This window comes from Propionibacterium sp. (assembly GCF_047719395.1).
Lineage (GTDB): Bacteria > Actinomycetota > Actinomycetes > Propionibacteriales > Propionibacteriaceae > Propionibacterium.
Genome location: NZ_JBDNTB010000011.1, coordinates 12,820 through 34,781 on the forward strand (window position 1 = coordinate 12,820; position 21,962 = coordinate 34,781).

The 21,962-nt window shown below is 64.9% G+C and carries 21 protein-coding genes, 1 other RNA gene and 1 pseudogene; 11 read left to right on the forward strand and 12 right to left on the reverse strand.

Going from position 1 to position 21,962, the window contains the following annotated elements; genetic code table 11:
* The first annotated feature begins 392 nt into the window (after positions 1-392).
* The 3 genes from ABF648_RS03120 to ABF648_RS03130 all read left to right on the forward strand — a co-directional run bounded on the left by ABF648_RS03120 (position 393) and on the right by ABF648_RS03130 (position 3,515).
* The gene (locus ABF648_RS03120; protein ID WP_415630837.1) at positions 393-1,463 is read left to right on the forward strand and encodes a FecCD family ABC transporter permease; all 1,071 of its coding nucleotides are present in this window, start codon (positions 393-395) and stop codon (positions 1,461-1,463) included.
* Positions 1,460-2,299 (forward strand): ABC transporter ATP-binding protein, encoded by an 840-nt coding sequence (locus tag ABF648_RS03125; protein WP_415630838.1) that lies wholly within the window; start codon positions 1,460-1,462, stop codon positions 2,297-2,299. Before ABF648_RS03120 ends, ABF648_RS03125 begins: the two co-directional genes overlap by 4 nt.
* Before the next feature lie 85 nt (positions 2,300-2,384).
* Positions 2,385-3,515 (forward strand): ABC transporter substrate-binding protein, encoded by a 1,131-nt coding sequence (locus tag ABF648_RS03130; protein WP_415630839.1) that lies wholly within the window; start codon positions 2,385-2,387, stop codon positions 3,513-3,515.
* Between the two features lie 176 nt (positions 3,516-3,691).
* On the opposite strand, the gene rnpB is transcribed toward ABF648_RS03130, so the two are convergent.
* Both rnpB and ABF648_RS03140 read right to left on the reverse strand, forming a co-directional pair.
* Positions 3,692-4,079: RNase P RNA component class A (rnpB, locus tag ABF648_RS03135), an RNA gene on the reverse strand.
* Between the two features lie 182 nt (positions 4,080-4,261).
* A complete protein-coding gene (locus ABF648_RS03140; RefSeq protein WP_415630840.1) occupies positions 4,262-5,008 on the reverse strand; it encodes a zinc ribbon domain-containing protein in 747 nt (248 codons plus the stop codon).
* A 113-nt stretch (positions 5,009-5,121) separates the two neighbouring features.
* Here ABF648_RS03140 and ABF648_RS03145 point away from each other — a divergent pair, with 113 nt between their 5' ends.
* Positions 5,122-6,570: an aminopeptidase P family protein gene (locus ABF648_RS03145; RefSeq protein ID WP_415630841.1), complete on the forward strand. Its 1,449-nt coding sequence runs from the start codon at positions 5,122-5,124 to the stop codon at positions 6,568-6,570.
* Between the two features lie 326 nt (positions 6,571-6,896).
* Here the strand turns inward: ABF648_RS03145 and ABF648_RS03150 are convergent, their stop codons facing one another.
* Together ABF648_RS03150 and ABF648_RS03155 are read right to left on the reverse strand one after the other, a co-directional pair.
* Complete coding sequence (locus ABF648_RS03150) at positions 6,897-7,769, reverse strand: general stress protein (protein ID WP_415630842.1); 873 nt, start codon at positions 7,767-7,769, stop codon at positions 6,897-6,899.
* A gap of 115 nt (positions 7,770-7,884) precedes the next feature.
* A complete protein-coding gene (locus ABF648_RS03155; RefSeq protein ID WP_415630843.1) occupies positions 7,885-8,748 on the reverse strand; it encodes an HpcH/HpaI aldolase/citrate lyase family protein in 864 nt (287 codons plus the stop codon).
* 66 nt (positions 8,749-8,814) lie between these two features.
* Here ABF648_RS03155 and ABF648_RS03160 point away from each other — a divergent pair, with 66 nt between their 5' ends.
* From ABF648_RS03160 to ABF648_RS03170, 3 genes are all read left to right on the forward strand, one after another.
* Complete coding sequence (locus tag ABF648_RS03160) at positions 8,815-10,107, forward strand: magnesium transporter MgtE N-terminal domain-containing protein (protein ID WP_415630844.1); 1,293 nt, start codon at positions 8,815-8,817, stop codon at positions 10,105-10,107.
* Positions 10,107-10,643 carry a DUF1003 domain-containing protein gene (locus tag ABF648_RS03165; protein WP_415630845.1) on the forward strand — a complete coding sequence of 179 codons (537 nt, stop codon included), beginning with the start codon at positions 10,107-10,109 and terminating at the stop codon, positions 10,641-10,643. The genes ABF648_RS03160 and ABF648_RS03165 overlap by 1 nt, the downstream gene beginning before the upstream one ends.
* A 255-nt stretch (positions 10,644-10,898) precedes the next feature.
* Complete coding sequence (locus ABF648_RS03170; protein WP_415630846.1) at positions 10,899-12,056, forward strand: Mrp/NBP35 family ATP-binding protein; 1,158 nt, start codon at positions 10,899-10,901, stop codon at positions 12,054-12,056.
* Between the two features lie 134 nt (positions 12,057-12,190).
* Here the strand turns inward: ABF648_RS03170 and ABF648_RS03175 are convergent, their stop codons facing one another.
* Together ABF648_RS03175 and dapA are read right to left on the reverse strand one after the other, a co-directional pair.
* Entirely contained in the window at positions 12,191-12,616 is a 426-nt protein-coding gene (locus tag ABF648_RS03175) for a sec-independent translocase (RefSeq protein ID WP_415630874.1), read from the reverse strand.
* A gap of 174 nt (positions 12,617-12,790) precedes the next feature.
* Complete coding sequence (dapA, locus tag ABF648_RS03180; RefSeq protein ID WP_415630875.1) at positions 12,791-13,675, reverse strand: 4-hydroxy-tetrahydrodipicolinate synthase; 885 nt, start codon at positions 13,673-13,675, stop codon at positions 12,791-12,793.
* Between the two features lie 69 nt (positions 13,676-13,744).
* Between dapA and ABF648_RS03185 the strand changes: the two genes are divergently transcribed.
* Positions 13,745-14,410: an O-methyltransferase gene (locus ABF648_RS03185; RefSeq protein WP_415630847.1), complete on the forward strand. Its 666-nt coding sequence runs from the start codon at positions 13,745-13,747 to the stop codon at positions 14,408-14,410.
* A 62-nt stretch (positions 14,411-14,472) separates the two neighbouring features.
* Here ABF648_RS03185 and glgC read toward each other — a convergent pair whose 3' ends face one another.
* The gene (glgC, locus tag ABF648_RS03190; RefSeq protein WP_415630848.1) at positions 14,473-15,735 is read right to left on the reverse strand and encodes a glucose-1-phosphate adenylyltransferase; all 1,263 of its coding nucleotides are present in this window, start codon (positions 15,733-15,735) and stop codon (positions 14,473-14,475) included.
* Positions 15,736-15,833: 98 nt separating this feature from the next.
* Between glgC and glgA the strand changes: the two genes are divergently transcribed.
* Positions 15,834-17,030, forward strand: a complete 1,197-nt coding sequence (gene glgA / locus ABF648_RS03195; RefSeq protein WP_415630849.1) for a glycogen synthase — start codon at positions 15,834-15,836, stop codon at positions 17,028-17,030.
* A 149-nt stretch (positions 17,031-17,179) separates the two neighbouring features.
* Here glgA and ABF648_RS03200 read toward each other — a convergent pair whose 3' ends face one another.
* From ABF648_RS03200 to dapE, 5 genes and pseudogenes are all read right to left on the reverse strand, one after another.
* On the reverse strand, positions 17,180-17,347 hold the full coding sequence (locus ABF648_RS03200) for a DUF3117 domain-containing protein (protein WP_415630850.1): 168 nt from the start codon (positions 17,345-17,347) through the stop codon (positions 17,180-17,182).
* Positions 17,319-17,744 carry a DivIVA domain-containing protein gene (locus ABF648_RS03205; RefSeq protein WP_415630876.1) on the reverse strand — a complete coding sequence of 142 codons (426 nt, stop codon included), beginning with the start codon at positions 17,742-17,744 and terminating at the stop codon, positions 17,319-17,321. Before ABF648_RS03205 ends, ABF648_RS03200 begins: the two co-directional genes overlap by 29 nt.
* Before the next feature lie 55 nt (positions 17,745-17,799).
* Positions 17,800-18,012, reverse strand: a pseudogene (locus tag ABF648_RS03210) (chloride channel protein); the annotation flags it as partial.
* 17 nt (positions 18,013-18,029) lie between these two features.
* A complete protein-coding gene (locus tag ABF648_RS03215) occupies positions 18,030-18,896 on the reverse strand; it encodes a TIGR00730 family Rossman fold protein (protein WP_415630851.1) in 867 nt (288 codons plus the stop codon).
* On the reverse strand, positions 18,893-20,011 hold the full coding sequence (gene dapE / locus ABF648_RS03220; RefSeq protein ID WP_415630852.1) for a succinyl-diaminopimelate desuccinylase: 1,119 nt from the start codon (positions 20,009-20,011) through the stop codon (positions 18,893-18,895). The genes ABF648_RS03215 and dapE overlap by 4 nt, the downstream gene beginning before the upstream one ends.
* Positions 20,012-20,144: 133 nt before the next feature.
* Between dapE and dapD the strand changes: the two genes are divergently transcribed.
* Together dapD and ABF648_RS03230 are read left to right on the forward strand one after the other, a co-directional pair.
* Positions 20,145-21,092, forward strand: coding sequence for a 2,3,4,5-tetrahydropyridine-2,6-dicarboxylate N-succinyltransferase (dapD, locus tag ABF648_RS03225; protein ID WP_415630853.1), 948 nt, complete (start codon positions 20,145-20,147; stop codon positions 21,090-21,092).
* Positions 21,093-21,094: 2 nt separating this feature from the next.
* A complete protein-coding gene (locus ABF648_RS03230; protein ID WP_415630854.1) occupies positions 21,095-21,946 on the forward strand; it encodes a hypothetical protein in 852 nt (283 codons plus the stop codon).
* The last annotated feature ends 16 nt before the right edge of the window (positions 21,947-21,962 follow it).

The following is a 21,962-nucleotide window of genomic DNA, read 5'->3' on the forward strand; positions in this document are numbered from 1 at the left end:
CACGCCGACCCCTTGCCGTGAGTTATGAATCTGTCGGCTGAACGCGAACAGGCTGTACCACGGATGCGTCTGACCACGGTGAATACAAACCGCATCTGAGCATCCTGCAATTACTCATTTCGTGGTTCCATGCATCCAGAACAACGGCATCACAAGGCATGATCAGCGGAATCGGCTTAAGGTACTCTCATATACACAATCCCCAAAAGAGCACTTCTCATGATCCGAACTCCGCAAATGCGGATATCTCTCGCGAGCTAGCGTGCAGGCCGTTGCTCGCCGATGGACTCTGCATCGTGTCGGTCACAGGTTGTCGTGGCATGCCGCCGTGACCGCCTCACAGCGGCGATGAATAGTTCGGCCAAATCCCTGAAGGAGTTGAAGGAGCAGTCATGAGCAAAATCACTGCAGCTCCAAGGACCTCTGTCGCGAGCTCGACGCAGGGACGCGAGAGCCGAACGCCTCGATTCATGTTGGTGGCTCTGCTGATCGTCTTCATCCTGCTGTTCATCGTGTCGTTCAGCCTGGGTCGTTTCATAGTGCCGCCGTCAACCGTCATCGACATGCTGTGGTCCACGGCCACCGGTCATCCGACACCGAATTCGGTGACCAAGACCGTGCTTCTCGAAGTCCGGCTGCCCCGAATAGTGGCTGCCTCACTCATCGGCGCCGCGCTCGCCACCGCCGGCGCCACCTTCCAAGGCCTGTTCCGCAACCCGATGGTCTCCCCCGACATCCTGGGCGCCACCTCGGGCGCAGGCTTCGGTGCAGCTCTGGGCATCCTGATGTCCTTCAGCCTGCTGGGCGTCTCGACACTCGCCTTCGCCATCGGTGTCTGCGCAGTGCTGCTGTCCTACTCGATAAGCCTGGTGATCAGCCGTGGCGATGATGCCGTGCTCATGCTGGTGCTGACCGGCATGGCCGTGTACAACCTCTTCCTGGCGTTCATCTCGCTCATCAAGTACGTCGCCGATCCGGACAACAAGCTGCCCGCCATCACCTTCTGGCTGATGGGCGGCCTGGCGTCGATCACCCTGAAGAATCTGGCGATGATCGTTCCCCCGCTGGTCATCGGCTGGATCCCGATCCTGGCGCTGCGCTGGCGTCTCAATGTGCTGTCCTTCGGCGAGGAGGAGGCACAGGCCCTGGGCGTCAACACCCAGCGGCTGCGCTGGATCTTCATCATCTGCGCCACCCTGCTGACCGCGGCGTCTGTCGCAGTCAGCGGCATCATCGCCTGGGTGGGCCTGGTGATTCCCCACGTCGCACGACGCTTCGTCGGGCCGAACTTCAGCTATCTCATCCCCGCCTCGATGTTGTGCGGGGCGAGCTTCCTGCTGATCGCAGACGATGTGGCCCGCACCGTCACCGCTCAGGAGATCCCGCTGGGCATCCTCACCTCGCTGATCGGCGGCCCCTTCTTCATCCTGCTGCTGATCCGCGGGAGGAAGGGAACCCGATGAAACTCGAGCTCAAGGGCCTTTCCAGCGGCTACGGCGAACGCAGGGTCATCAACGATCTCTCCCTGGAAGCGGTGTCGGGCGAGGTGATGTGCCTGCTCGGGCCCAATGGCGTCGGCAAGACCACCCTGTTCAAGACGATCCTCGGCTTCATCACACCGCAGGCCGGTACGATCATGCTGGACGATCGCAATATCCGCGATCTCACCAGGCGTGAGATGGCGCAGGTCATCGCCTACGTTCCCCAGGCCCACACCCCACCCTTCCCGTTCAGCGTGCTGGATGTCGTGACGATGGGACGCACCGCGAAGCTCGGGCCGTTCTCCTCCCCCACCAAGAAGGACGTCGAGCTGTCGAGGGCTGCCCTGGAGCGGCTCGGCGTCAGCTTCCTGGCAGAGCGCACCTACACCGAGATCAGCGGCGGCGAACGCCAGATGGTGCTCATCGCACGTGCCCTCACCCAGGAGCCTCAGCTGCTCATCATGGACGAGCCCACCTCCAGCCTCGACTTCGGTAATCAGGTGCGCGTCCTGCAGGTGGTGAGGAGACTCGCCGAGCAGGGGCTGTGCATCGTGATGACCACCCACGTGCCCGACCACGCCTTCCTCACTTCCGCGAGGGTGGCACTGCTGCAGGCGGATGCACCGGTCATGGTCGGCTCGGCCGACGAGATCGTGACAGAGGAAGCGATGAACGCGGCATATGGCGTCACGGTGCGCATCGCGACCGTTCCGGGCGATGGCCCGGACGAGCCGGAGGTCAAGGCCTGCGTTCCGCTGCTGAGCGACACGCCCCACGACCGCACCCCTCAGTACCACACCGTCTCGACCGCACCATGAGGCCGAGCCATCCACCGGCGATGACGATTCACCGGGACGAAATGACTATCGGTACCACCGAATGTCAATCACGAGGAGAGAATCAGTGAAACCACCCAGCACTTTCGTCCACCACCCCAGGAAGCTGGCTGCCGGCCTTCTGAGCGTGGCTCTGGCATTCTCTGTCGGCGCGTGCTCGTCGACAGCTTCCACGTCGAATTCGGGCAGCGCCACTGCGACGTCGACCGCGACCTCGCAGACCATCACCGATCAGCTCGGTCACCAGGTCACCGTCCCGACCCAGATCGACCGGATCGCTGACTCGTGGCCCGCCCACACCGAGGTGCTCATGACTCTCGGCGCCGGCGACAAGATCGTGGCTACCGCGAACACCCCGAAGAGCCTGCCCTGGATGTTCTACATCCAGCCGAGCCTGAACAATGCGATCGTCACCACCGCGCAGAACTTCAACACCGAGAGCCTGGCGCAGAAGAATCCCGACATCTTCTTCATGTCGCCCGGCAATGCCAATGCCGACAAGATTCAGAGCATGGGCATTCCGACCGTCCAGCTGAACTTCACGACCTATGACCAGATGAAGCAGACGATGTCGATCACCGGGAACATTCTCGGCGGCGACGCGCCGGCGCGGGCGACCAAGTTCAACGACAACTTGGATCAGACCCTGGCCAGCACGAAGAAGGTCTCTGACACCATCCCGGCATCGCAGAAGCCGAAGGTGCTGCACATCCAGTCCTTCAACCCGCTGCAGGTCGATGGTTCGGACACCATCATCGATCAGTGGATCAATGCGGCCGGTGGCGTGAACGCGGCCGCTTCGATCTCGGGCAACCAGAAGCCGGTCTCCATGGAGCAGATCATCTCCTGGAATCCTGATGTGATCATCGTGGGTGACGGTCTGCCCGCCACCGTGAACACCATCGAGACCGACTCCGCATGGTCGACTGTGAACGCCGTCAAGAACAAGAAGGTTCTCCTCGACCCGACCGGCGTCTTCCACTGGGATCGTTACAGCCCCGAGGCAGTTCTGCAGATTCCCTGGGCTGCCAAGACCCTGCACCCCGACCTGTTCAGCAATATCGACATGGTCAAGGAAGTTCAGGACTACTACCAGAACTTCCTCAACTACAACCTCACCGCCGATCAGGCCAACCTCATCCTGGCCGGCGAGCCCCCGGCGAGCAGTTCGGCGAGCGCTTCAGCTTCAGGTCACTGAGCGGATCCTGACTGATCGGGTGGACTGATCCGACAGCAGAACAGCTGATCAAGGCCAACGGCCGTGTCCCTTCTGGGGGTGCGGCCGTTGGCCATTCGGCGACACCGTGACGGACTGCGAAGTTGTCGCGTATGCGCAATGGAAGTGGCGTCCGCCGGTGGTTGGGGCCGTGGGAGGGGACGAGCCGGCTGTAAGCCGGATTCTGTGACTCTTGCGAGCCGATGGCCATCCATCTGCGACAGCTGTTGCCAGCCGCCTTCCCCCGGCGCTTCCACGCCGGGCGTGCAACCTACCCGCAGGCTCGGGCGGGCCGCCCTCGAACGTCTGCGCGGGCCCGAAGGCCCTTCTTGGTCTTGCTCCGGGTGGGGTTTGCCCTGCCACCGCAGTCACCTGCGGCGCGGTGGTCTCTTGCACCGCCGTTTCACCCTTACCCGATCGCTCGGGCGGTCTGTTCTCTGTGGCACTTTCCCGCGGGTCGCCCCGGGTGGATGTTGTCCACCACCCTGCCCTGTGGAGTCCGGACTTTCCTCAGCGCCGTGGCGCCGCGGTCATCTCACCGGCTCGTCCGCGAGGAGTCTACCGGCTCGACGGGCAGTCGTCCCCATCACCGAACCAGGACCCCCTCAGACGCATCCCGAACGCCCGCCGCGTGCGATTCCTGACCCCCGATGCCCGAGAACGGCCGGACACCTGCGGTGAGAGCCGTCGAGTGTCAGTCCCCGCACGGCTCCACCGGACGGGCAGCCTCAGCTGAGCCCGGGCTGTTCGGTGCGCACCAGGATGCGTCCGCACTCCTCGCAGTACAGCACCTCGTCGGGCGAGGCCGTGGTGAAGCGGCGCAGGTCTGCCACGTCGATCTCCATGCCGCAACCGCCACAGCGCTTGGCACGGATCCCGGCCGCACCCGTGCTGCCGGTCTGGGCCCTGATCTTCTCGTACTCCTTGAACAGATCTGCGGGGACATCCGCAACCACCTGGGTGCGCTGCCTGGCAATCTCCTCGGCCTGCCTGGTGATCCTGGCCTTGGTGTCCTCGCGCTGGGACAGCAGTTTGCGCATCGAGTTCTCGATGTCAGTGCGCTGGGCGACGAATGCGTCGTACTGCTTGCCCTCGTCCTCCACCTGCTGCATGGCCTCGAGCTCGGCCTCCTCGAGATCCTCCATGCGTCCCTTGAGATGGTCGATCTCCGCCAGCAGACTGGCCAGCGCCCGCTGCTCGGACACCACACCGTCATCCGCGCGCTTCTGGTTTCGTTCCAGCCGCTGCTTCACCGGAGCCAGATCCTCCTCGGCCCGATCGAGCAGACGCTGAGCGTCGTCTCTGCGGGTCTCGGTGGCAGTCACCTTCTCCGAGAGCCCCAGGCGTGTCTTCTGCAGCGCAGACAGTCCCTCGTTCTCCGGCAGATGAGCCGCCTGATGGTTCAGGTGCAACTGCTTCGTGTCGAGGGCGGCGATGTCGAGCAATCGACGCTGAGCGGTGGGATCGGCGTGCATGGGTGTCCTTTCCTGTTCCCGACAGGCTATCCGGAAGCACCGAAAACCCGTCATAGGATCGAGGAGTAGCCGGTTGCAGACGGCAACAGGCGCGTCAGATCGTGATGGTGACGATGTCGAAGCACAAGCTCGACCTCCCGAAGGGACGTACTCCCTTCTCAGACGCCTTCAAGCAGTTCATCTCCGAGGGCTGGGCACCCTACGACCCGAACCCCCCGTCAACCCTGCCTGCAGCTGCCGGCGCCTCGGCGCACCGGAACGGGATCGCGACACTTTTCCCCGGCGAACGGCTGGTGATTCCAGCCGGTGGCTACAAGGTGCGCAACAACGACTGCGACCACCCTTTCAGGCCGCACTCCGCATTCGCCCACATGACGGGGCTGGGTACCGATCGCGAACCCGATGCGGTGCTGGTCATCGAGCCTGACGCAGCAGCCACGCTGTATTTCCATCCGCGGGTGGCTCGCACCGATCCCGAGTTCTACGCCTCACCCCGATACGGCGAGATGTGGGTGGGTCAGCGCGAGTCCCTGGACGAGATGTCAGCGCTGTGCGGGCTGCCGACAGCCGACATCCAGGATCTTCCCGCCGCACTGGCAGCCGGTCGCGGCGTGCCACTACGGGTGGTGCGCGCGACCGATCCGAATGTCACCGCGCTGGTGGATGCCCTGCGCGGCGGTCCCCAACCCCACCAGGACGCCGAGTTCGCCACCGCGCTCAGCGAGCTGCGCCTCGTCAAGGACGAATGGGAGCTCGACCAGTTGCGCGAGGCGTGCCGTGTCACTGCGCTCGCCTTCGAAGACGTCGTGGCCAATATGGAACACGCCGTGGAGTACGGCCGCGGCGAGCGCTGGGCGGAGGGCATCTTCGGGCTGCACGCCCGTCACGAAGGCAATGCAGTGGGTTATGACACCATCGCCGCCGCCGGGGACCATGCCAACACCCTGCACTGGGTGCGCAATGACGGGCCGCTGGTGCCGGGTGAACTGCTGCTCATGGACGCCGGTATCGAGCTCGACTCGCTCTACACCGCCGACATCACCCGGACCATGCCGATCGGCGGTCACTTCAGCACCGAGCAGCGTCAGGTCCATGACGCAGTCCGGGCAGCCCAGCAGGCTGGCATGGATGCAGCCCGGCCAGGTGCTCCGTTCGCAGACGTCCACCGCGCGGCGATCACCGTGCTGGCCCACACCTTCGAGGACTGGGGAATACTCCCGGTCAGCGCCGATGAGGCCTTGAGCCCAGAGGGCGGGCAGTTCCGGCGCTGGATGGTGCACGGCACCAGCCATCAGCTCGGGCTCGACGTGCACGACTGCGCGCACGCCAGGGCCGAGTGCTACCGCCTCGGGGAGCTGAGGGAGGGCATGGTCATCACGGTGGAGCCCGGCATCTACTTCAAGTCCACAGATCTCATGCTTCCACCCGAGCTGCGCGGCATCGGGGTGCGCATCGAGGACGACATCGTCATCACCCATGACGGCTGCGACATCCTGTCCACGCAAATTCCGAGGGACTCCCAGGGTGTCGAGGAATGGATGGCAGCCATCCTGTCCCGGTGAGACGAGGCAGAGTTTCGGGCGGACGACAGGGGCGGGCTGCTTCTCAGACCGGGCTGCAGCTCAGCCTCCGGCACACACCCTGCGCGCAGCCTCGACTGGCCGTGCCGCTGGCAGGGTCACGGCTTCGTGACCGGAGTCGAGACACCGAGTAACGCACATCCCGGCGGTACCCGGTGCCACCGGGCGTGGTCAGGACCACACGGATCAACTCACCGGCGATCGCCTCGACCCGCTCCATGTCCGTGACTGCCCTGCAATCACCGGGACGCCCCAGCGTGGGCAACCCGTGTTCCAGGAGTACGCCCAGAAGATCTGAGGCCGAAGGTTCAGCGCTGGCTGCGGTCGGTGGGGTCGAAGCGTTCAGCCTGTGGATCCGCTCCGGACGCCGGTGCACCCGGTCGCTCGTAATCGGAATCCTGTGCCGATGAGTTTGCACCGGTTGCTCCCGGTGTGCTGTCAACTCCGCTGGACGGCCATGCCGGAGGCGGCAGGGCGCCGAGATCCGCCTCGGATTCGGGAGCGCGGTGCGTGGGATTCGAGTGCGGCTCTGCTGGCCATCGGCCATCCCCGCTCATCGCACGACTGGGACGAGAAGCCTCCTGCGCATCGCGCCCATAGCCAGAATTCGGCGCTTCTCGTCGGGACGCGCCAAACGACTGGTCCTGTGCCGTGCTGCGCTCAGGACGCGAGTTCGGCTTGCGCCCCCCGCCGGACAACAGCGTCCTGGCCTGATTCGCCACCGGGGCTTCGCCCAGGATCTCGTAGCGCGTCGCGATCACCTGGGTCGCTGAGGTGAAGTCGCGCCGACCGCCGGTCATTGCATAGCGGATCGACGAGGTGATGAGGTTCGCGATCACGAAGATGGCGATGGCGCCGAACAGAGCCAGCGAAAGGCTCACCGAGGGCACGATCAATTTGACGAACAGGGCAGCCAGCACGCCCCAGGTGACTCCTCCCGCCACTGCGCTGAGGATGACCTTGCTCCAGTTCAGCCCGCCGGTGATCCTCTCGATGCTCTTCAGATCGGTGCCGACGATCGACAGATTGCTCACCGGGAAATGCTGGTCGGCGAGATAGTCCACGGCGTGCTGCGCGTCGTCGTACGAGTCGTAGACGGCGATGGACACTGGCTGGTGCAGTGAGAGCCGCTGGGCCAGGCGACCCGGATGTGCACCACCTTGGGAACCGAACATTGACATCACTCGCTCCTGGGGTGAACCGGGCGGCCGCGTGCGCGGCCGTTCGCGTCCAGACTAACCGGCCACACCATCCCACCAGCCGTGACGCCCTGCGACCATGTCCGCGCGGCCGGGCTCAGCGGCCGATGATGGCCTCGTGCAGTGCCAGAGTGCGCCGGGCTGTCTCAACATGGAGATTCTCGATCATCTTCCCGTGAAAGGTCACGACGCCCTCGCCTCGGGCAATGGCTGCATCGAAGGTGGCGATGAGCTCGCGGGCCTCCTCGACATCCCCGCTGGTGGGCGCCCACAGCTGATTGGCGATTCCCACCTGACGAGGGTGAATGAGGGTCTTCCCGTCGAAACCGAGGTCCCGGCCGGCAACGCATTCCCGTTCGAAGCCCTCGGCATCGTGGATGTCGTTGAAGACGCCATCGAGGATGACCTTCTGATTGGCACGCGCCGCGCACAGCGCCGCAGACAGTGCGAGGGACAGCGGCCCCCGATCCTGGGCAGGACGGGCACGCAACTCCGCAAGCAGGTCGTTGGTACCCATCACCACCACCTCCAAGCGCTCGGAGGCACCGCAGATGGCATCGGCATCGATGATCGCTCTCGGGGTTTCGAGCATCGCCCACAGCGAGGTCGAGGCACCGGCGCCGTGTTCGTCCATCCGGGCGACGAGTTCGTGCACCTGGCCGGCGCTGCTGACCTTGGGCACCGCGATCGCATCCGGGCCCGCCTGGCAGACAGCCGCCATGTCCTCGTCGTGCCACTGGGTTCCCATGGCATTGACCCGCACCACGACCTCGCGGTGTCCATAGCCACCACCGCGCACCGCATCGCAGGCGGCCTGACGAGCGGCAGGCTTGGCGTCGGGTGCGACAGCATCCTCAAGATCGAGGATGATCCCGTCGCAGTCGAGCCCTTTCGCCTTCTCCATGGCCCTGGCGTTCGCAGCAGGCATGTACAGAACTGATCGGCGAGGACGCTGGCTCATGACGACCACGCTATCCCCATCGTGGTGGGACGATTTTCGCCGGAGGCCCACGGGTAGTCTTTGGTCGTGAGCCCCAATCCGCCATCTGTATTCCTGTCCAGATTGCAGGGTCTTCCCGTCCTCGACGCCTCGGGCGACCAGGTCGGCAAGGTACGCGACTTCGTCACCCAGATCCGGATGCCCGGAAGGCTGCCCCGCGTCAAGGGCGTTGTGGTGGAGCTTCTCGCCGCACGCAGGATCTTCGTCCCGATGCCCCGCGTGTACTCCTTGGACGCCAACCAGGTCTCCCTGTCGGGGGTGATCGATGCCCGACGATTCGTCAAGAGAGACACCGAGACACTGGTCTACGACGATCTCTTCGATCGTGCGGTCACCACGGCAGGCGGCACGGCTGCTGCGATCTTCGATGTGTCGATGCGTCAGATCCACGTCCGCCAGTGGGAGATCAATGAGGTGGCGCTGCGCGAGCAGCTGCCCAAGCGCCCCTTCAGCTTCACGGCCCGCAAGGGAGCCGTGTACACGGTCGGCTGGTCGGATATCGCTGCCTCGGTGGCCGCAGCGGACCAGGCGACCGACCGGAAGGTTGCCCAGCTGGTCGACATGCGTCCCGCCGATGTCGCCCGCGAGCTGCACGACATGGAGCCGGAACGCCGGGCAGAAGTGGCCCAGGCACTGGCGGACGAACAGCTGGCCGACGCCTTCCAGGAATTGCCCGAGGACGAGCAGGTCTCGCTGCTGTCCTCCTTGGAGGCTGAGCGTGCCGCCGATGTGCTGGAGGAGATGGACCCCGACGACGCCGCCGACCTGATCAACGATCTTCCGGATGACTTCGCCGAGGACCTGCTGCAGCGGATGGAGCCGGAGGAAGCCGCCGATGTCCGCACCTTGATGCAGTACGAGGAACTGACCGCCGGTGGCATGATGACCCCCGAACCGGTGATTCTGGCCCCCGACGCCATCATTGCCGAGGCGCTGGCCAGGGTGCGCAATCCGGAGATCACCCCGGCGACGGCGTCGATGGTCTTCATCACGCGCCCGCCCACCGATACCCCCTCTGGGCGCTATCTGGGTGCCGCCCACATACAGCGGCTGCTGCGGGAACCGCCCTCGGTGATGGCCGCGACCGTGATCGATTCCACCCTGCCGACCCTGCATCCCGAAGACGATCTGGCGAAGGTGAGCCGGTTCTTCGCCACCTACAACCTGGTCATCGCACCGGTGGTGAACAACTCCGGCCAGCTCATCGGCGCGGTCACCGTCGACGACGTGCTGGACCACATGCTGCCCGATGACTGGCGGGGTGATCAGATGGACGGCATCGACCATCCGGGTGTGGATCTCGCCGAGGAGGTGCACTGATGACCGACACCGCTCACTCCCAGGAGAGGCTCAGCACCCCGGGCACCCGATCCCGCTTCGCTCGCCGCCCGCATGTGCACTTCAGCCAGGAGTCCTTCGGCCAGTTCGCCGAATTCATCGCCCGATTCATGGGCTCCCCCACCTTCATCATGTGGATGACGATCTTCGTGCTCGGCTGGATCAGCCTGAATGTGGTGGGTACCTGGAAGCATTGGGATCCCTACCCCTTCATCCTGCTGAATCTGGCCTTCTCCACCCAGGCGTCCTATTCCGCGCCGCTCATCCTGCTGGCGCAGAACCGCCAGGAGGCTCGCGACAAGCTGAGCCTGGACGATGATCGCCGGGTGGCGGCCCAGTCCCGCGCCGACATGGACTTCCTGGCTCGCGAGGTTGCTTCGCTGCGCGCGAGTGTGAGTGAGGTGGCCACCCGCGACTTCGTCCGTTCCGAGCTGCGCGATCAGCTGGAAGAACTGATCATCGAGCTGGACCACGCCCGCGATGCGGACAGCAATGACCAGGCTCCGGCCAAGGGCTGACGCTGCCGTTGAATCTTGTTGCCAGGGTCTGGTCGCACGTCACCGGGCTGGACATGGTTCCCCGCGAGGGCAGTGGGGGTGGAGAGGTGCCCTCCGCAGCTGCATTCACTGTGACCCAGCTTCCGGGGGCATCCCCACCACAGCCCGCTACGGGGACTTCGCTGCGAGGACATCGGGTCGGCTCAGGTGAGCACCGACCGGTCCGCATCATGACCGATTTGAATTCTGCTTCCACAGTGACGTAGACACGATGCCATGAGTCAAGCCGAAGACCCCCTGCTGAATGCCATCAAGGAGGCCCTGCACACAGTTCAGGACCCCGAGATTCGTCGCCCCATCACCGACCTCGGAATGGTCGACGGCATCAATGTGGACGCCGACGGCACGGCGAATGTGAAGGTTCTGCTCACCGTGGCCGGCTGCCCGCTGAGCACGACCATCCGCTCCGATGTGGAGCACGTCCTGGCTGAACTCGACGGTGTGAACGCGGTCAATGTCGAGCTCGGTGTGATGACTGACGAGCAGCGCGAGGCGATGCGGCAGAGCCTGCGGGGCGGCCAGCCCGAACCCGAAATCCCCTTCGCCCAGCCTGGCAATCTCACCCGTGTGCTGGCCATCGCGTCCGGCAAGGGCGGTGTCGGCAAGAGTTCGGTCACGGTCAATCTGGCTCTTGCGCTGGCCAAGCGCGGCCTGTCCGTGGGCCTGCTCGACGCCGACATCTACGGCCATTCGGTGCCCGACATGCTCGGTGTGCCGGAGGCACGGCCCACCGTGATCGACGACATGATCATGCCGGTCCCCGCGCTCGGCGTCAGCGCCATCTCCATGGGGATGCTCAAGGAGGACCGCGACCAGGTCATCGCATGGCGCGGGCCGATCCTGGATCGAGCCCTCACCCAGCTGCTCTCCGAGGTCTACTGGGGTGACCTGGACTGGTTCCTCATCGACCTTCCACCAGGAACCGGCGACATCGCGATGTCGCTGGGGCAGAAGCTGCCCGATGCCGATGTCATCGTCGTCACCACCCCGCAGCCCAATGTCGCCGACGTCTCCGAGCGCGCCGGGACGATGGCGAACATGCTGCACCAGCATGTGCTGGGTGTGGTGGAGAACATGAGCTGGCTGGAGACCACCTGCCAGAACTGCGGCACCACGCAGCGCACCGAGCTCTTCGGATCCGGCGGTGGTGCACAGACCTCTGCCAAGCTCAGCGAGAGGATCGGGCGCGAGGTGCCCCTGCTCGCGCAGATCCCCATGGATGCCGCGATCAGTTCCGGCAGCGAGAATGGCGAACCGATCGTGCTGTCCGCGCCGGACCATCCCAGCGCCCGGGCGATCACGGCGCTGGCCGAGAAGCTCGCCACCACACCGCGAGGCCTGGCCGGGCGCTCACTGCACCTGTCGGTCGGCTGAGCCGGGCGGACGGCCAGGATTCACACAGTCCACTGACCACTGACCGCAAGGGGCGCAGCCGAAGATCACCTCTGCGCGACCCATTCCATTGCCTCGTCAGAGCGGTGATGGGCTGTCACGGTGCCCAGCCAGGCTCAGGTGGCATCCAGGTCGAAACACAGGCCATAGCGTTCCCGCATGGCCTCCGAAGCTGGCGAAAGCGGGGTCTGTGGTGCTGAAAGGGGTGCCGCGGCACTCTGATTCAATTCATGGGTGGCGGCATTGACATCGGCCTTGACGTCGTGGAGATCCCGCTCGATGTCCTTGATGTCCTCCTGGAAACCGTCCAGGACATGTTTCTGCACGAAGGTCTTGGGATTGAGGTCCTGCAGCGTGAGGTCCTGGTACTCCGGGCCGAGTTCGTCCTTCAGCTGGCTCGTCGCGTTGTTGGCGATCTTCCTCACGGCGAAGACCACTCGCGCTGCCTTGCGGCTGAATTCGGGGATTCGTTCCGGCCCGAACATGATGACAGCGATCACCACGAGGATGATGAACTCGCCGGCATTGATACCGAAGACCATGGGAACCACATCGACAGGCTAGTCGCCCGATATCACCGTGGTGAAACCAGCACTGTCATCGCGACCGCCGGACGACCGAGCACGGTGAGCCTCGCGCTCGAGCGAAAACTGGCCCGGGCCGGGCGCTGCGGCCAAGACCTCGCCCAACCCGGCCACCCGGCACTGCAGGAACTGTCAGCTCAGATCGGTCGCGTCCAGGATGGCCGCGAAGCGTTCCGCCAGATCTGGCGGTGCCGCGCTGAGCGGGGGCCTGCAGGTGCCCACCGGCAGACCCTGGTGCGCCAGCGCGGCCTTCACCATGAGGCATCCCTGGGTGGCGAAGACGCCCATGAACACGGGCAGCAGGACCCTGTGCAGACGCAGCGCCTCGGCATTGTCACCGGCCAGGAAGGCATCGATCATACGGTGCACCGGGCGTCCGCTGAAGTGGGTGGAGGTGCCGACTACACCCACCCCGCCGATCGCCATCAGAGCCAAGGTGATGGCGTCATCGCCGGAGTAGAAGTCCAGATCGGTTTCAGCCATCACCCTGGACGACGCGTCCAGATCCTTCTTCGCATCCTTGACAGCCCTGATCCGGGGGTGTTTGGCGAGTGTGATGAGCGAGTCGGTCGCGATGGCGCGACCGGTCCTGTGCGGAATGTCATACAGCGCCATGGGCAGCTGGGTGGCATCGGCAACGGCGACGAAATGATCGATGATGTCCTGCTGGGGCGGCAGCGAGTAGTAGGGCGTCACCACGAGCAGGCCATCGGCCCCGGCCTGCTCGGCCTGGCGGGCCAGCTCGACGCTGTGCGCGGTGTCATTGGTGCCCACACCGGCAACGATCTTCGCGCGGTCCCCCACTTCCTCCTTCACTGCGACGAGCAGTGCCCGCTTCTCGGCATCGCTCGTGGTGGGCCCTTCCCCCGTGGTACCCGAGATGACCAGCCCGTCATTGCACAGGTCGTCGACCAGATGCGCTGCCAGCTTTCTGGCGGTCGGTAGGTCCAGTTGCCCTTCGTCGTCGAAGGGGGTCACCATCGCCGTCAACATCCGCCCGAAAACCGGTTCACCCATCATGGTCCCTCTCTGTCGGCCATCCCCTACTCGCACCATCGTAGAGACCGGTGACGCTACGCTGGGCACGTGACAACGCCTCGCCGCCCAAAGAACGCACCCCACGAGGGAATCGATGCTCGCTCGCTCGCCTTCGCCGAGGATTTCGTCCCTCTTTCGGAGGCCGTCAAGGCTGCGCGCGAGCAGGCCGTGGTGCTCAATGCCCCCACCCTGTCCCCCGGCGCTGTCGCCATGCTCACAGTGCTCACCAGGGCCATCCATGCCACCGCGGTGGTCGAAGTGGGCACCGGCACAGGTGAGTCAGGCCTGGCATTCTTCGAGGGCATGGGTGTCGAAGGTGTGCTCACCTCCATCGATTCCCAGGCGCAATGGCAGATCGAAACCCGCAAGGCCTTCCTCTCCGAATCGATTCCCACCAGGCGTTTCAGGCTCATCCCGGGCAATCCGCTGGACATCCTCGACAATTTGCGCGAGGGCGCCTACGACATCGTCTTCCTCAACGGCAACAAGCTCGAGCTGGTGGAGTATCTGGCGCAGGCCCTGCGGCTGCTGCGCTCGGGCGGCCTGGTGATCCTGAACAATGCGTTGTGGCAGAACAAGGTCGCCGATCCGTCCAATGAGGACGACGAGACGGTCATCATCCGCGAGGCGCTGCAGTCGGTGGCTGAGACCGAGGAGTTCACCAGCGCACTGCTGCCCCTCGGCGAGGGACTGCTCGTCGCGGTCCGCTCCTGAAGAGGCCCGTCCGAAGAGGCCGTCCGGCAAGGAATCCGGAGCAGCTGGGCAGAACCCAACAATCAGAAGGTGGTCGCACCGACGATCGGCTTGTTCACCGCGGCATCCTCGGTCACCAGAAAATCCTTCGGGACCACGGTCACGCCGCCGGCGCTCACGATGAGTCCCCGCGCTCGATCCTGCTCGTGGTCCACCCCGATGGACACTCCGTCGGCGACCTCCGCCCCCTTGTCGAGGATGACGTGGCGCAGCGTGCAGTTGCTGCCGATCAACGAATTGTGCATGAGCACGCAGCGGTCCACCGAAGAGCCCTTCTCGACGCGTACCTTGGGGCTGAGCACGGAATGGTCGACGTCGCCACCGGAGATGACGCAGCCGGCCGCCACCAATGAGCTCTCGGCCGTACCGTGCAGGGTGAACTTGGCGCCCGGCGCCTGCACCGCATCGGTCCACACCGGCCAGAATTCGTTGTAGAGATTGAACTCGGGAACGACCTTGACGAGGTCCATGTGGGCTTCGTGGAAGGCGTCGATGGTTCCCACGTCGCGCCAGTAGTCCCGGTCGGCCTCAGTGGCGCCGGGCACCTCGTTGTCCTTGAAGTCGTACACGCCGCAGTCATTCGCATCGACGAAGGTGGGCACGATATTGCCGCCCATGTCGTGCTTGGAATCCGCCAGGTCAGCGTCCGAGCGCAGGATGTCGACGAGCGCCTTGCGGGTGAAGATGTAGTTGCCCATCGATGCCAACGACTCGTCGGGGGAATCGGGTAGTCCCGGCGGGTCCGCGGGCTTCTCCAGGAAATTCCTGATGCTGTCATTGGGGGCGGCATCGATGATCCCGAAATCGGAAGCCTCCGCGCGTGGCACGCGGATACCGGCCACCGTGGCGCCACGGCCGGAATCGATGTGCGCCTGCAGCATCTGGCGCACATCCATCCGGTAGATGTTGTCTGCCCCGAACACGACGATGTAGTCGGGATCCTCGTCATTGATGAGATTCATCGACTGGTAGATGGCGTCCGCACTGCCCTGGTACCAATGCGGCCCGCGACGCTGCTGGGCCGGAACTGGCGTCACATAGTTGCCGAGCATCGTCGACATCCGCCATTTCAGCGAAATGTGACGGTCCAGCGAATGCGACTTGTACTGGGTGAGCACGGCGATCTGCAGAAGATTGGAATTCGCCAGATTTGAGAGTACGAAATCGATGAGGCGGTAGGTGCCTCCGAAGGGAACTGCCGGCTTGGCCCGATCAGCGGTGAGGGGCATCAGCCGTTTCCCTTCACCTCCCGCCAGGACGATGGAAAGCACACGTGGATTAGCCATGATGACAACCTATTACGCGAGGTCTCGCGGGATCGAGTGAACGAGAAAAAAGGCGCTCAAGCACCCGCCGGACTGAGCTCGTGTGGGACGATCAGGCCATGCATGTGTCAATCCTCACTCGTGAATATCCTCCGTCGGTCTACGGCGGGGCGGGTGTCCATGTGGCCCAGCTCGTGCCCCAGTTGCGCAAGCACATCGATGTCGACGTGCAGTGCATGGGCGAACCCCGCGACGGCGCTACGGCCCACCCCGAAAACTTCCCTCCCGATGCGAATGCCGCGCTGCGAATCCTCGGTACAGATCTGTCCATGGTGGCGGCACTTCCACCGGATCTGGACGTCGTCCATTCCCACACCTGGTATGCCAACATGGCCGGTCACCTGGGCGGCCTGTTCCGGAGCGTCCCCCATGTGGTCACCGCGCACTCCCTGGAGCCCTTGAGGCCGTGGAAGCGCGAACAGCTCGGCGGGGGCTACGAGTTGTCGAGCTGGGCTGAGCGCACGGCCTATGAAGGCGCTTCCGCCGTGATCGGTGTGAGCAGTGCGATGGCCGCCGACATCCTGCGTTGCTATCCCGATCTGGACCCGGACAAGCTGCATGTGGTGCTCAACGGCATAGACACCGAGGAGTTCTATCCCGAGGACAGGCACGATTTCCTCGACAAGATCGGCGTCGATCTGGACAGGCCGTCGGTGTGCTTCGTGGGGCGCATCACCCGCCAGAAGGGGTTGGTGCACCTGGTACGGGCGGCTCGGGAGTTCGACAAGGGCACCCAGATCCTGTTGCTGGCCAGTTCCCCGGACACTCCCGAGATCGCCAAGGAGTTCTCCGAGAGTCTCGATGACTTGCGCGCCGAACACGGCTCGGATGTCATCTGGATCGAGGAGATGGCTCCCCGCGATGCGGTGCGTGAGGTGTACTCCCACGCCACGGTGTTCGCCTGCCCGTCCATCTACGAACCGCTGGGGATCGTCAACCTGGAGGCAATGGCCTGCGAGTCGGCGGTGGTTGCCTCTGCGGTGGGCGGCATCCCCGAAGTGGTGGACAAGGGCGTCACCGGGTTGCTCGTGGACTACGACCCAGCCCAGGCGGACGATCCGGCCTATGTGGCCGACTTCGAGCATCGCTTCGCCGAGCAGGTGAACACTCTCACTCGCGATCCCGCGCGAGCCGCGGCATTCGGCAAGGCCGGGCGTCAACGCTGCATCGACCATTTCAGCTGGGAGGCGATCGCCGCCCAGACGATCGACGTCTACAAGGCAGCTCAACAGTACTACGCCGAGCACCAGGCCTGACATGACGACTGGGGCGTCCGGTGCATCCTGCTCAGGAATGTACCGGACGCCCCAGTGCTCACGCGCTCAAAAAGCGACACTCATCGACTCATTGCACGAGCGATGCGTGTGCCCAGAGCACGGAAATGTGTTGAATCCAGTTGCGGAGTTCAGCCGACGACGCCCTTGAGGCAGCCGAGAAGTTCACTCGCCTCGGTGGCATTCAGTTCGACTACGAGCCTTCCTCCGCCATCGACGGGGACCCGCATCACGATGCCGCGGCCTTCCTTGACCACTTCCATCGGGCCGTCACCGGTTCGGGGCTTCATTGCTGCCATTCGATCCTCGCTTCTCATCGTCACGCACGCCGTCGCTGACGCCGATGCTCCTATTATCCCCCAATGGCGCCGATGGTGCAGGGGACGGGGCAGCGGGGACCGCTGGCAAGGTGTTGGCCGGGTCGACATGCCAGGATGAATCCGTTCCTGCGTTCCCGTTCGCAGACCGCAGCTGAACCGCGATCCTGTCCAGCACTGCGTCGACCTGAGCCGGTGCGTATCCCCTGGTGACCACGGCGAACCGCATCATCCGCAGGTCGTCGGCGGTAATTGCGCCGTCGCCCAGATCAGGGCCGGGACGATCCTCCACGGCCGGCCCGAGCTGGCCCAATCGCCCACGTGCAGCGAAGACGCCACAGACGATGACGACGACGATGAGTATTCCGATGGCCCACATCACGGGTTCATGCTACGGCTCAATCCTCTGACCTCGGGCGAATGCCATGATCGACGACGAAGCTGGGCATCAGCGCGTCAGCCTCCATGTCGTCGCGCTGGAGCAGTTCGGCACCAGCAGCGCCTCCCCACAGGGCCCGGAAGATGACGCCGATGTCTGAGCCCATTGCCGCTGAGACGGCTGTCCTCGAGTCCGTTCCGGGCATCCGCAGTCACCGGCACGGCTGGAAGATCGTGGTGGTGCAGATCTGCGCAGTGGGGCCCTCGCGGCGCTGTCCCCGTCCGATCAGGCTCCGGTCGCAACCCGCACGGCTTCCTCGGCATCGTCGGTGATGGTGAACAGGTCGAGATCGGAAGGTGAAATATTGTCCTCGCCCGCCACCTCATCGACCAGCCAGGAGCGCAGGCCCGACCAGTAGGAGGAGCCGAAGAGCACCAACGGGAAGTGCTTGACCTTGCCGGTCTGGACCAGCGTCAGTGCCTCGAAGAGCTCGTCGAATGTACCGAGCCCCCCGGGCATGACGACGAAGCCCTGGGCGTACTTGAGGAACATGACCTTGCGCACGAAGAAGTACCGGAAGTTCACGCCGAGGGTCACGTAGTCGTTGAACCCAGTCTCGAAGGGCAACTCGATCCCGAGCCCCACCGAGGTCCCGCCAGCCTGCATGGCACCGAGATTGGCTGCCTCCATGATGCCGGGGCCGCCTCCGGTGATGACCGAATGGCCGGCCTCCACCAGCAGTTGCGCGATGCGGCGCGCCTGCTCGTACTCCTCTGCATCGCGGGAAGTGCGCGCCGACCCGAAGACAGCCACCGCCGGGCCGACATCCTCCAGCGAGTCGAATCCCTGGATGAACTCAGCCTGGATGCGCAGCACACGCCAGGGATCGCTGTGAATCCACTCCGGTTCCCTCCGGCCTGCGATGAGCTGCTCATCCTTGGTCTGGCGCACGATCGACCTGCCGCGCCGCACCGGCGCGCCGGTGAACTCCCGGCGTGCACGGGGCAGATTATTCGGATCGACGGCGGGGGCGCCGGAATCACGCAGGGCATCGGTGCGGGGCACCGGCGCATTGTCCACCCGGGGATCGCCGTTGCCCCGGACACCAGATTTCCCTTGGTCCGGCTGGCCGGAATCCACTGGACCGCTCATTTCTCGGCCTGGGAGGTCTGCGGACTTCCATCGGCACCCTCCAGGGGCGACAGCCAGGCAGTGAGTGCATCGGCACACAGGTCCAGTTCGCTCACTCGGCAACGTTCGTCATCGGCATGAGCGGTGCCTGCGTCACCGGGACCGAAGTTCACTGCAGGGACACCCAGGGATGCGAACCGGGCCACATCTGTCCAGCCGTACTTGGGCCCGGGTTCCCCGCCCACCGCGGCGCAGAACTCCTGGGCGACCTCGCGTTCCAGGCCGGGCCGGGCTGCCGGGGAAAGGTTCTGCAACTCGAAATCGATGCCGGGAAGGTCGAACAGGGCACGCATGGAGGCTTCGGCGTCAGCTGCCTCGACATCGGGCGCGAAACGGTAGTTCACCGTCAATTCGCAGTGATCCGGGATGACATTGCCCGCGATTCCGGCCTTGATGGTGGTGGCGTTGAGGCCCTCGCGGAAGACCAGGCCCTCCACCTCGGGGCGACGCGGCCTGAATTCGCGGATCTTGTCGAGAGCCACCGTCATGTCGTGAATGGCATTGTGGCCCAACCAGCCCCTGGCGCTGTGTGCAGCGATGCCATGACTGATGAGCTTGAAACGCATGGTGCCCTGGCATCCGCCCTCGACCTTGGCCGAGGTGGGCTCCATGAGCACGGCGAACTCGCCGTCCAGCCAGTCCGGGTGCTGCGAGGCGATGATGCCGAGCCCGTTCGCGCTGTCCTCGATCTCCTCGCACTCGTAGAACACCCAGGTGACGTCGTGGCGGGGTTCGGCCAGGCTGGTGGCAAGGTGGGCCATCACCGTGACGCCACCCTTCATGTCCGCCGCACCACGCCCGAGCAGATAGTCCTCGCCGTGGCGCCTTTCGATGCGTGAGGGCAGGTTGTCCTTCACCGGCACGGTGTCCAGATGACCCGCGATGATCACCCGCCGGGCTCGTCCCAGCTGGGTGCGCGCCACGATGGAATTCCCCAGCCTGTCCACCTGCAACCAGGGAACCTCACGCAGAGCCTCCTCGAGCGTATCGGCGAGCTGTTTCTCATTGCCGCTGACGGACTCGATGTCGACGATCTCGGCAAAAAACCGGTGCAGCTCGCGGATGCTCAGGGACATGACGTCAGCCTAGCGAGAATGGCTGCCCCGGCGGCAGCTCCGCGCCCGGTTCAACAGGTCCACACAGCTGATCCGCTCCTGCCGACCATTCGGTCGATCGGGCCGGCCGGCCGGGATCGCTAGGCTTGTCGCCATGACGCAGACGAGCGACGAACAGTCTTCGAGAACGGCATGGGGATGGGCCCTTGTCACAGTGCACGATTCAGGTCAGGTGCTCGACGCCTGGTTTCCCGAGCCCCGGCTCGGCCAGCCCGATGGCTCCCCCGCACCGGAGTCGGTGACTGCCCCGGCCGGTACCGACGAGCTGCGTCATGTGCACACCGAAGCTCGCCTGCTCGCCATCGATCTTGATGCCGCCCCCGTGGACACCGCGGACGGCTATCTGCGTCTGCACCTGCTGAGCCAGCGTCTTGCCCGGCCCAACACGATCAACCTGGACGGCATCTTCGGGGTGCTGCCGACCGTCGTGTGGACCAGCGCCGGGCCCTGCTCCCCCGATGACTTCGACCAGATCAGGGGTGCGCTGCGCGCTGCCCGGGGTGGCCTGGTCGTCACCAGCGTCGACAAATTCCCCCGGATGGTCGACTATGTCGTGCCCTCCGGCGTGCGGATCGGGGACGCGGACCGGGTGCGGCTCGGAGCGCACCTGGCCGATGGCACCACGGTCATGCACGAGGGCTTCTGCAACTTCAATGCCGGCACTCTCGGGGCGTCCATGGTCGAAGGCCGCATCTCCCAGGGCGTGATCGTGGACGTCGGTTCCGATGTCGGCGGGGGCGCGTCGACGATGGGCACGCTGTCCGGTGGTGGCAAGGAGCGGGTGCGGATCGGCAAGGGATGCTTGCTCGGCGCCGAGTCGGGATGCGGTATCGCCCTGGGCGACAACTGCGTCATCGAGGCAGGTCTGTACATCACGGCGGGCACCAAGGTGACCATGCCGGACGGCGCGGTGCTCAAGGCCCGTGAGCTGTCCGGTGGGTCGAACATGCTGTTCATCAGGGATTCGGTCACCGGGGCGGTCAAGGTGCTTGCCAGGAAGGGCAAGAAGATCGAGCTCAACGCAGCGCTGCACCGGAACTGACTTTGGGAAACTCTGCGCGCGTCACCCGCCGTGCCCTGCTGAGCGCCGGCGCCGCCGGTGCACTGGCAGGGGCACTGGGTCTGACCGGCTGCTCGTCCGCGAGCACCGTGATTCCCCCTGCTCAGGGCGCACTGGTGCAGGCGAACGGCGTACACGACCTGCGCGACAAGCAGCAGGCCGCGAATCTGGCCATCATTGTCGGAGAGTCGATCCGCAGGGGGCTGCCGCCCAGAGCTGCGACCATCGCGATCGTCACTGCGATGCAGGAGTCGAAGCTGTACAACCTCAACCACGGCGATCTCGACTCGCTGGGACTGTTCCAGCAGCGCCCCAGCCAGGGCTGGGGAACGGCGGACCAGATCATGGACCCGTGGTACTCCTCGGGCAGGTTCTACCAGGCATTGGTGAAGGTGAGCGGCTGGCAGGACGGCAACATCAACGACGTTGCCCAAGAAGTGCAGCAGTCGGGCGTGCCTGATGGCTATGCCGAACACGAGCCGGTGGGCAGGGCGTGGGCCAGCGCGCTCACCGGCCAGGAGGAGGCAGCTGTGACGATGGTGGACAGATCCAACCAGGCGGCGGCCACAGACCAGCTGACAGACTTCGTGCAAAAGGTCTGGCCGTCAACGGTGCTGGCCGATGCCGAGAGCGCGAAGGTGAACTTCAGCACGCCCGACACGACCACCTCGTGGGCACTGGCCCAGTTGCTGATCTGTCGCGGACCCACTGCTGGCCTGATCAGCATGCAGGTGGGCCCGATGAGCTGGACGAACAGCGGCACGACCAGGGCACCATGGACCGGCACCATGGGCTCGGTGGCGACCAGCGTGGTCGCCGGCCTGCGCAAGAGCTGAGCCGGAAACCCACTGG

What these genes read in the sequence shown, in the direction of transcription:
- ABF648_RS03155 (WP_415630843.1), bottom strand. Translation starts at nt 8,748, where the DNA reads ATGAGCCAGCGTCCTCGCCGATCAGTTCTGTACATGCCTGCTGCGAAC.
- dapE (WP_415630852.1), bottom strand. Translation starts at nt 20,011, where the DNA reads ATGTCCCTGAGCATCCGCGAGCTGCACCGGTTTTTTGCCGAGATCGTC.
- ABF648_RS03120 (WP_415630837.1), top strand. Translation starts at nt 393, where the DNA reads ATGAGCAAAATCACTGCAGCTCCAAGGACCTCTGTCGCGAGCTCGACG.
- ABF648_RS03215 (WP_415630851.1), bottom strand. Translation starts at nt 18,896, where the DNA reads ATGAGCGGTCCAGTGGATTCCGGCCAGCCGGACCAAGGGAAATCTGGT.
- ABF648_RS03205 (WP_415630876.1), bottom strand. Translation starts at nt 17,744, where the DNA reads ATGTGGGCCATCGGAATACTCATCGTCGTCGTCATCGTCTGTGGCGTC.
- glgC (WP_415630848.1), bottom strand. Translation starts at nt 15,735, where the DNA reads ATGGCTAATCCACGTGTGCTTTCCATCGTCCTGGCGGGAGGTGAAGGG.
- ABF648_RS03140 (WP_415630840.1), bottom strand. Translation starts at nt 5,008, where the DNA reads ATGCACGCCGATCCCACCGCTCAGCGTCGATTGCTCGACATCGCCGCC.
- ABF648_RS03150 (WP_415630842.1), bottom strand. Translation starts at nt 7,769, where the DNA reads ATGTCAATGTTCGGTTCCCAAGGTGGTGCACATCCGGGTCGCCTGGCC.
- ABF648_RS03145 (WP_415630841.1), top strand. Translation starts at nt 5,122, where the DNA reads ATGTCGAAGCACAAGCTCGACCTCCCGAAGGGACGTACTCCCTTCTCA.
- ABF648_RS03170 (WP_415630846.1), top strand. Translation starts at nt 10,899, where the DNA reads ATGAGTCAAGCCGAAGACCCCCTGCTGAATGCCATCAAGGAGGCCCTG.
- ABF648_RS03125 (WP_415630838.1), top strand. Translation starts at nt 1,460, where the DNA reads ATGAAACTCGAGCTCAAGGGCCTTTCCAGCGGCTACGGCGAACGCAGG.
- dapA (WP_415630875.1), bottom strand. Translation starts at nt 13,675, where the DNA reads ATGGGTGAACCGGTTTTCGGGCGGATGTTGACGGCGATGGTGACCCCC.
- glgA (WP_415630849.1), top strand. Translation starts at nt 15,834, where the DNA reads ATGCATGTGTCAATCCTCACTCGTGAATATCCTCCGTCGGTCTACGGC.
- ABF648_RS03175 (WP_415630874.1), bottom strand. Translation starts at nt 12,616, where the DNA reads ATGGTCTTCGGTATCAATGCCGGCGAGTTCATCATCCTCGTGGTGATC.
- ABF648_RS03200 (WP_415630850.1), bottom strand. Translation starts at nt 17,347, where the DNA reads ATGGCAGCAATGAAGCCCCGAACCGGTGACGGCCCGATGGAAGTGGTC.
- dapD (WP_415630853.1), top strand. Translation starts at nt 20,145, where the DNA reads ATGACGCAGACGAGCGACGAACAGTCTTCGAGAACGGCATGGGGATGG.
- ABF648_RS03165 (WP_415630845.1), top strand. Translation starts at nt 10,107, where the DNA reads ATGACCGACACCGCTCACTCCCAGGAGAGGCTCAGCACCCCGGGCACC.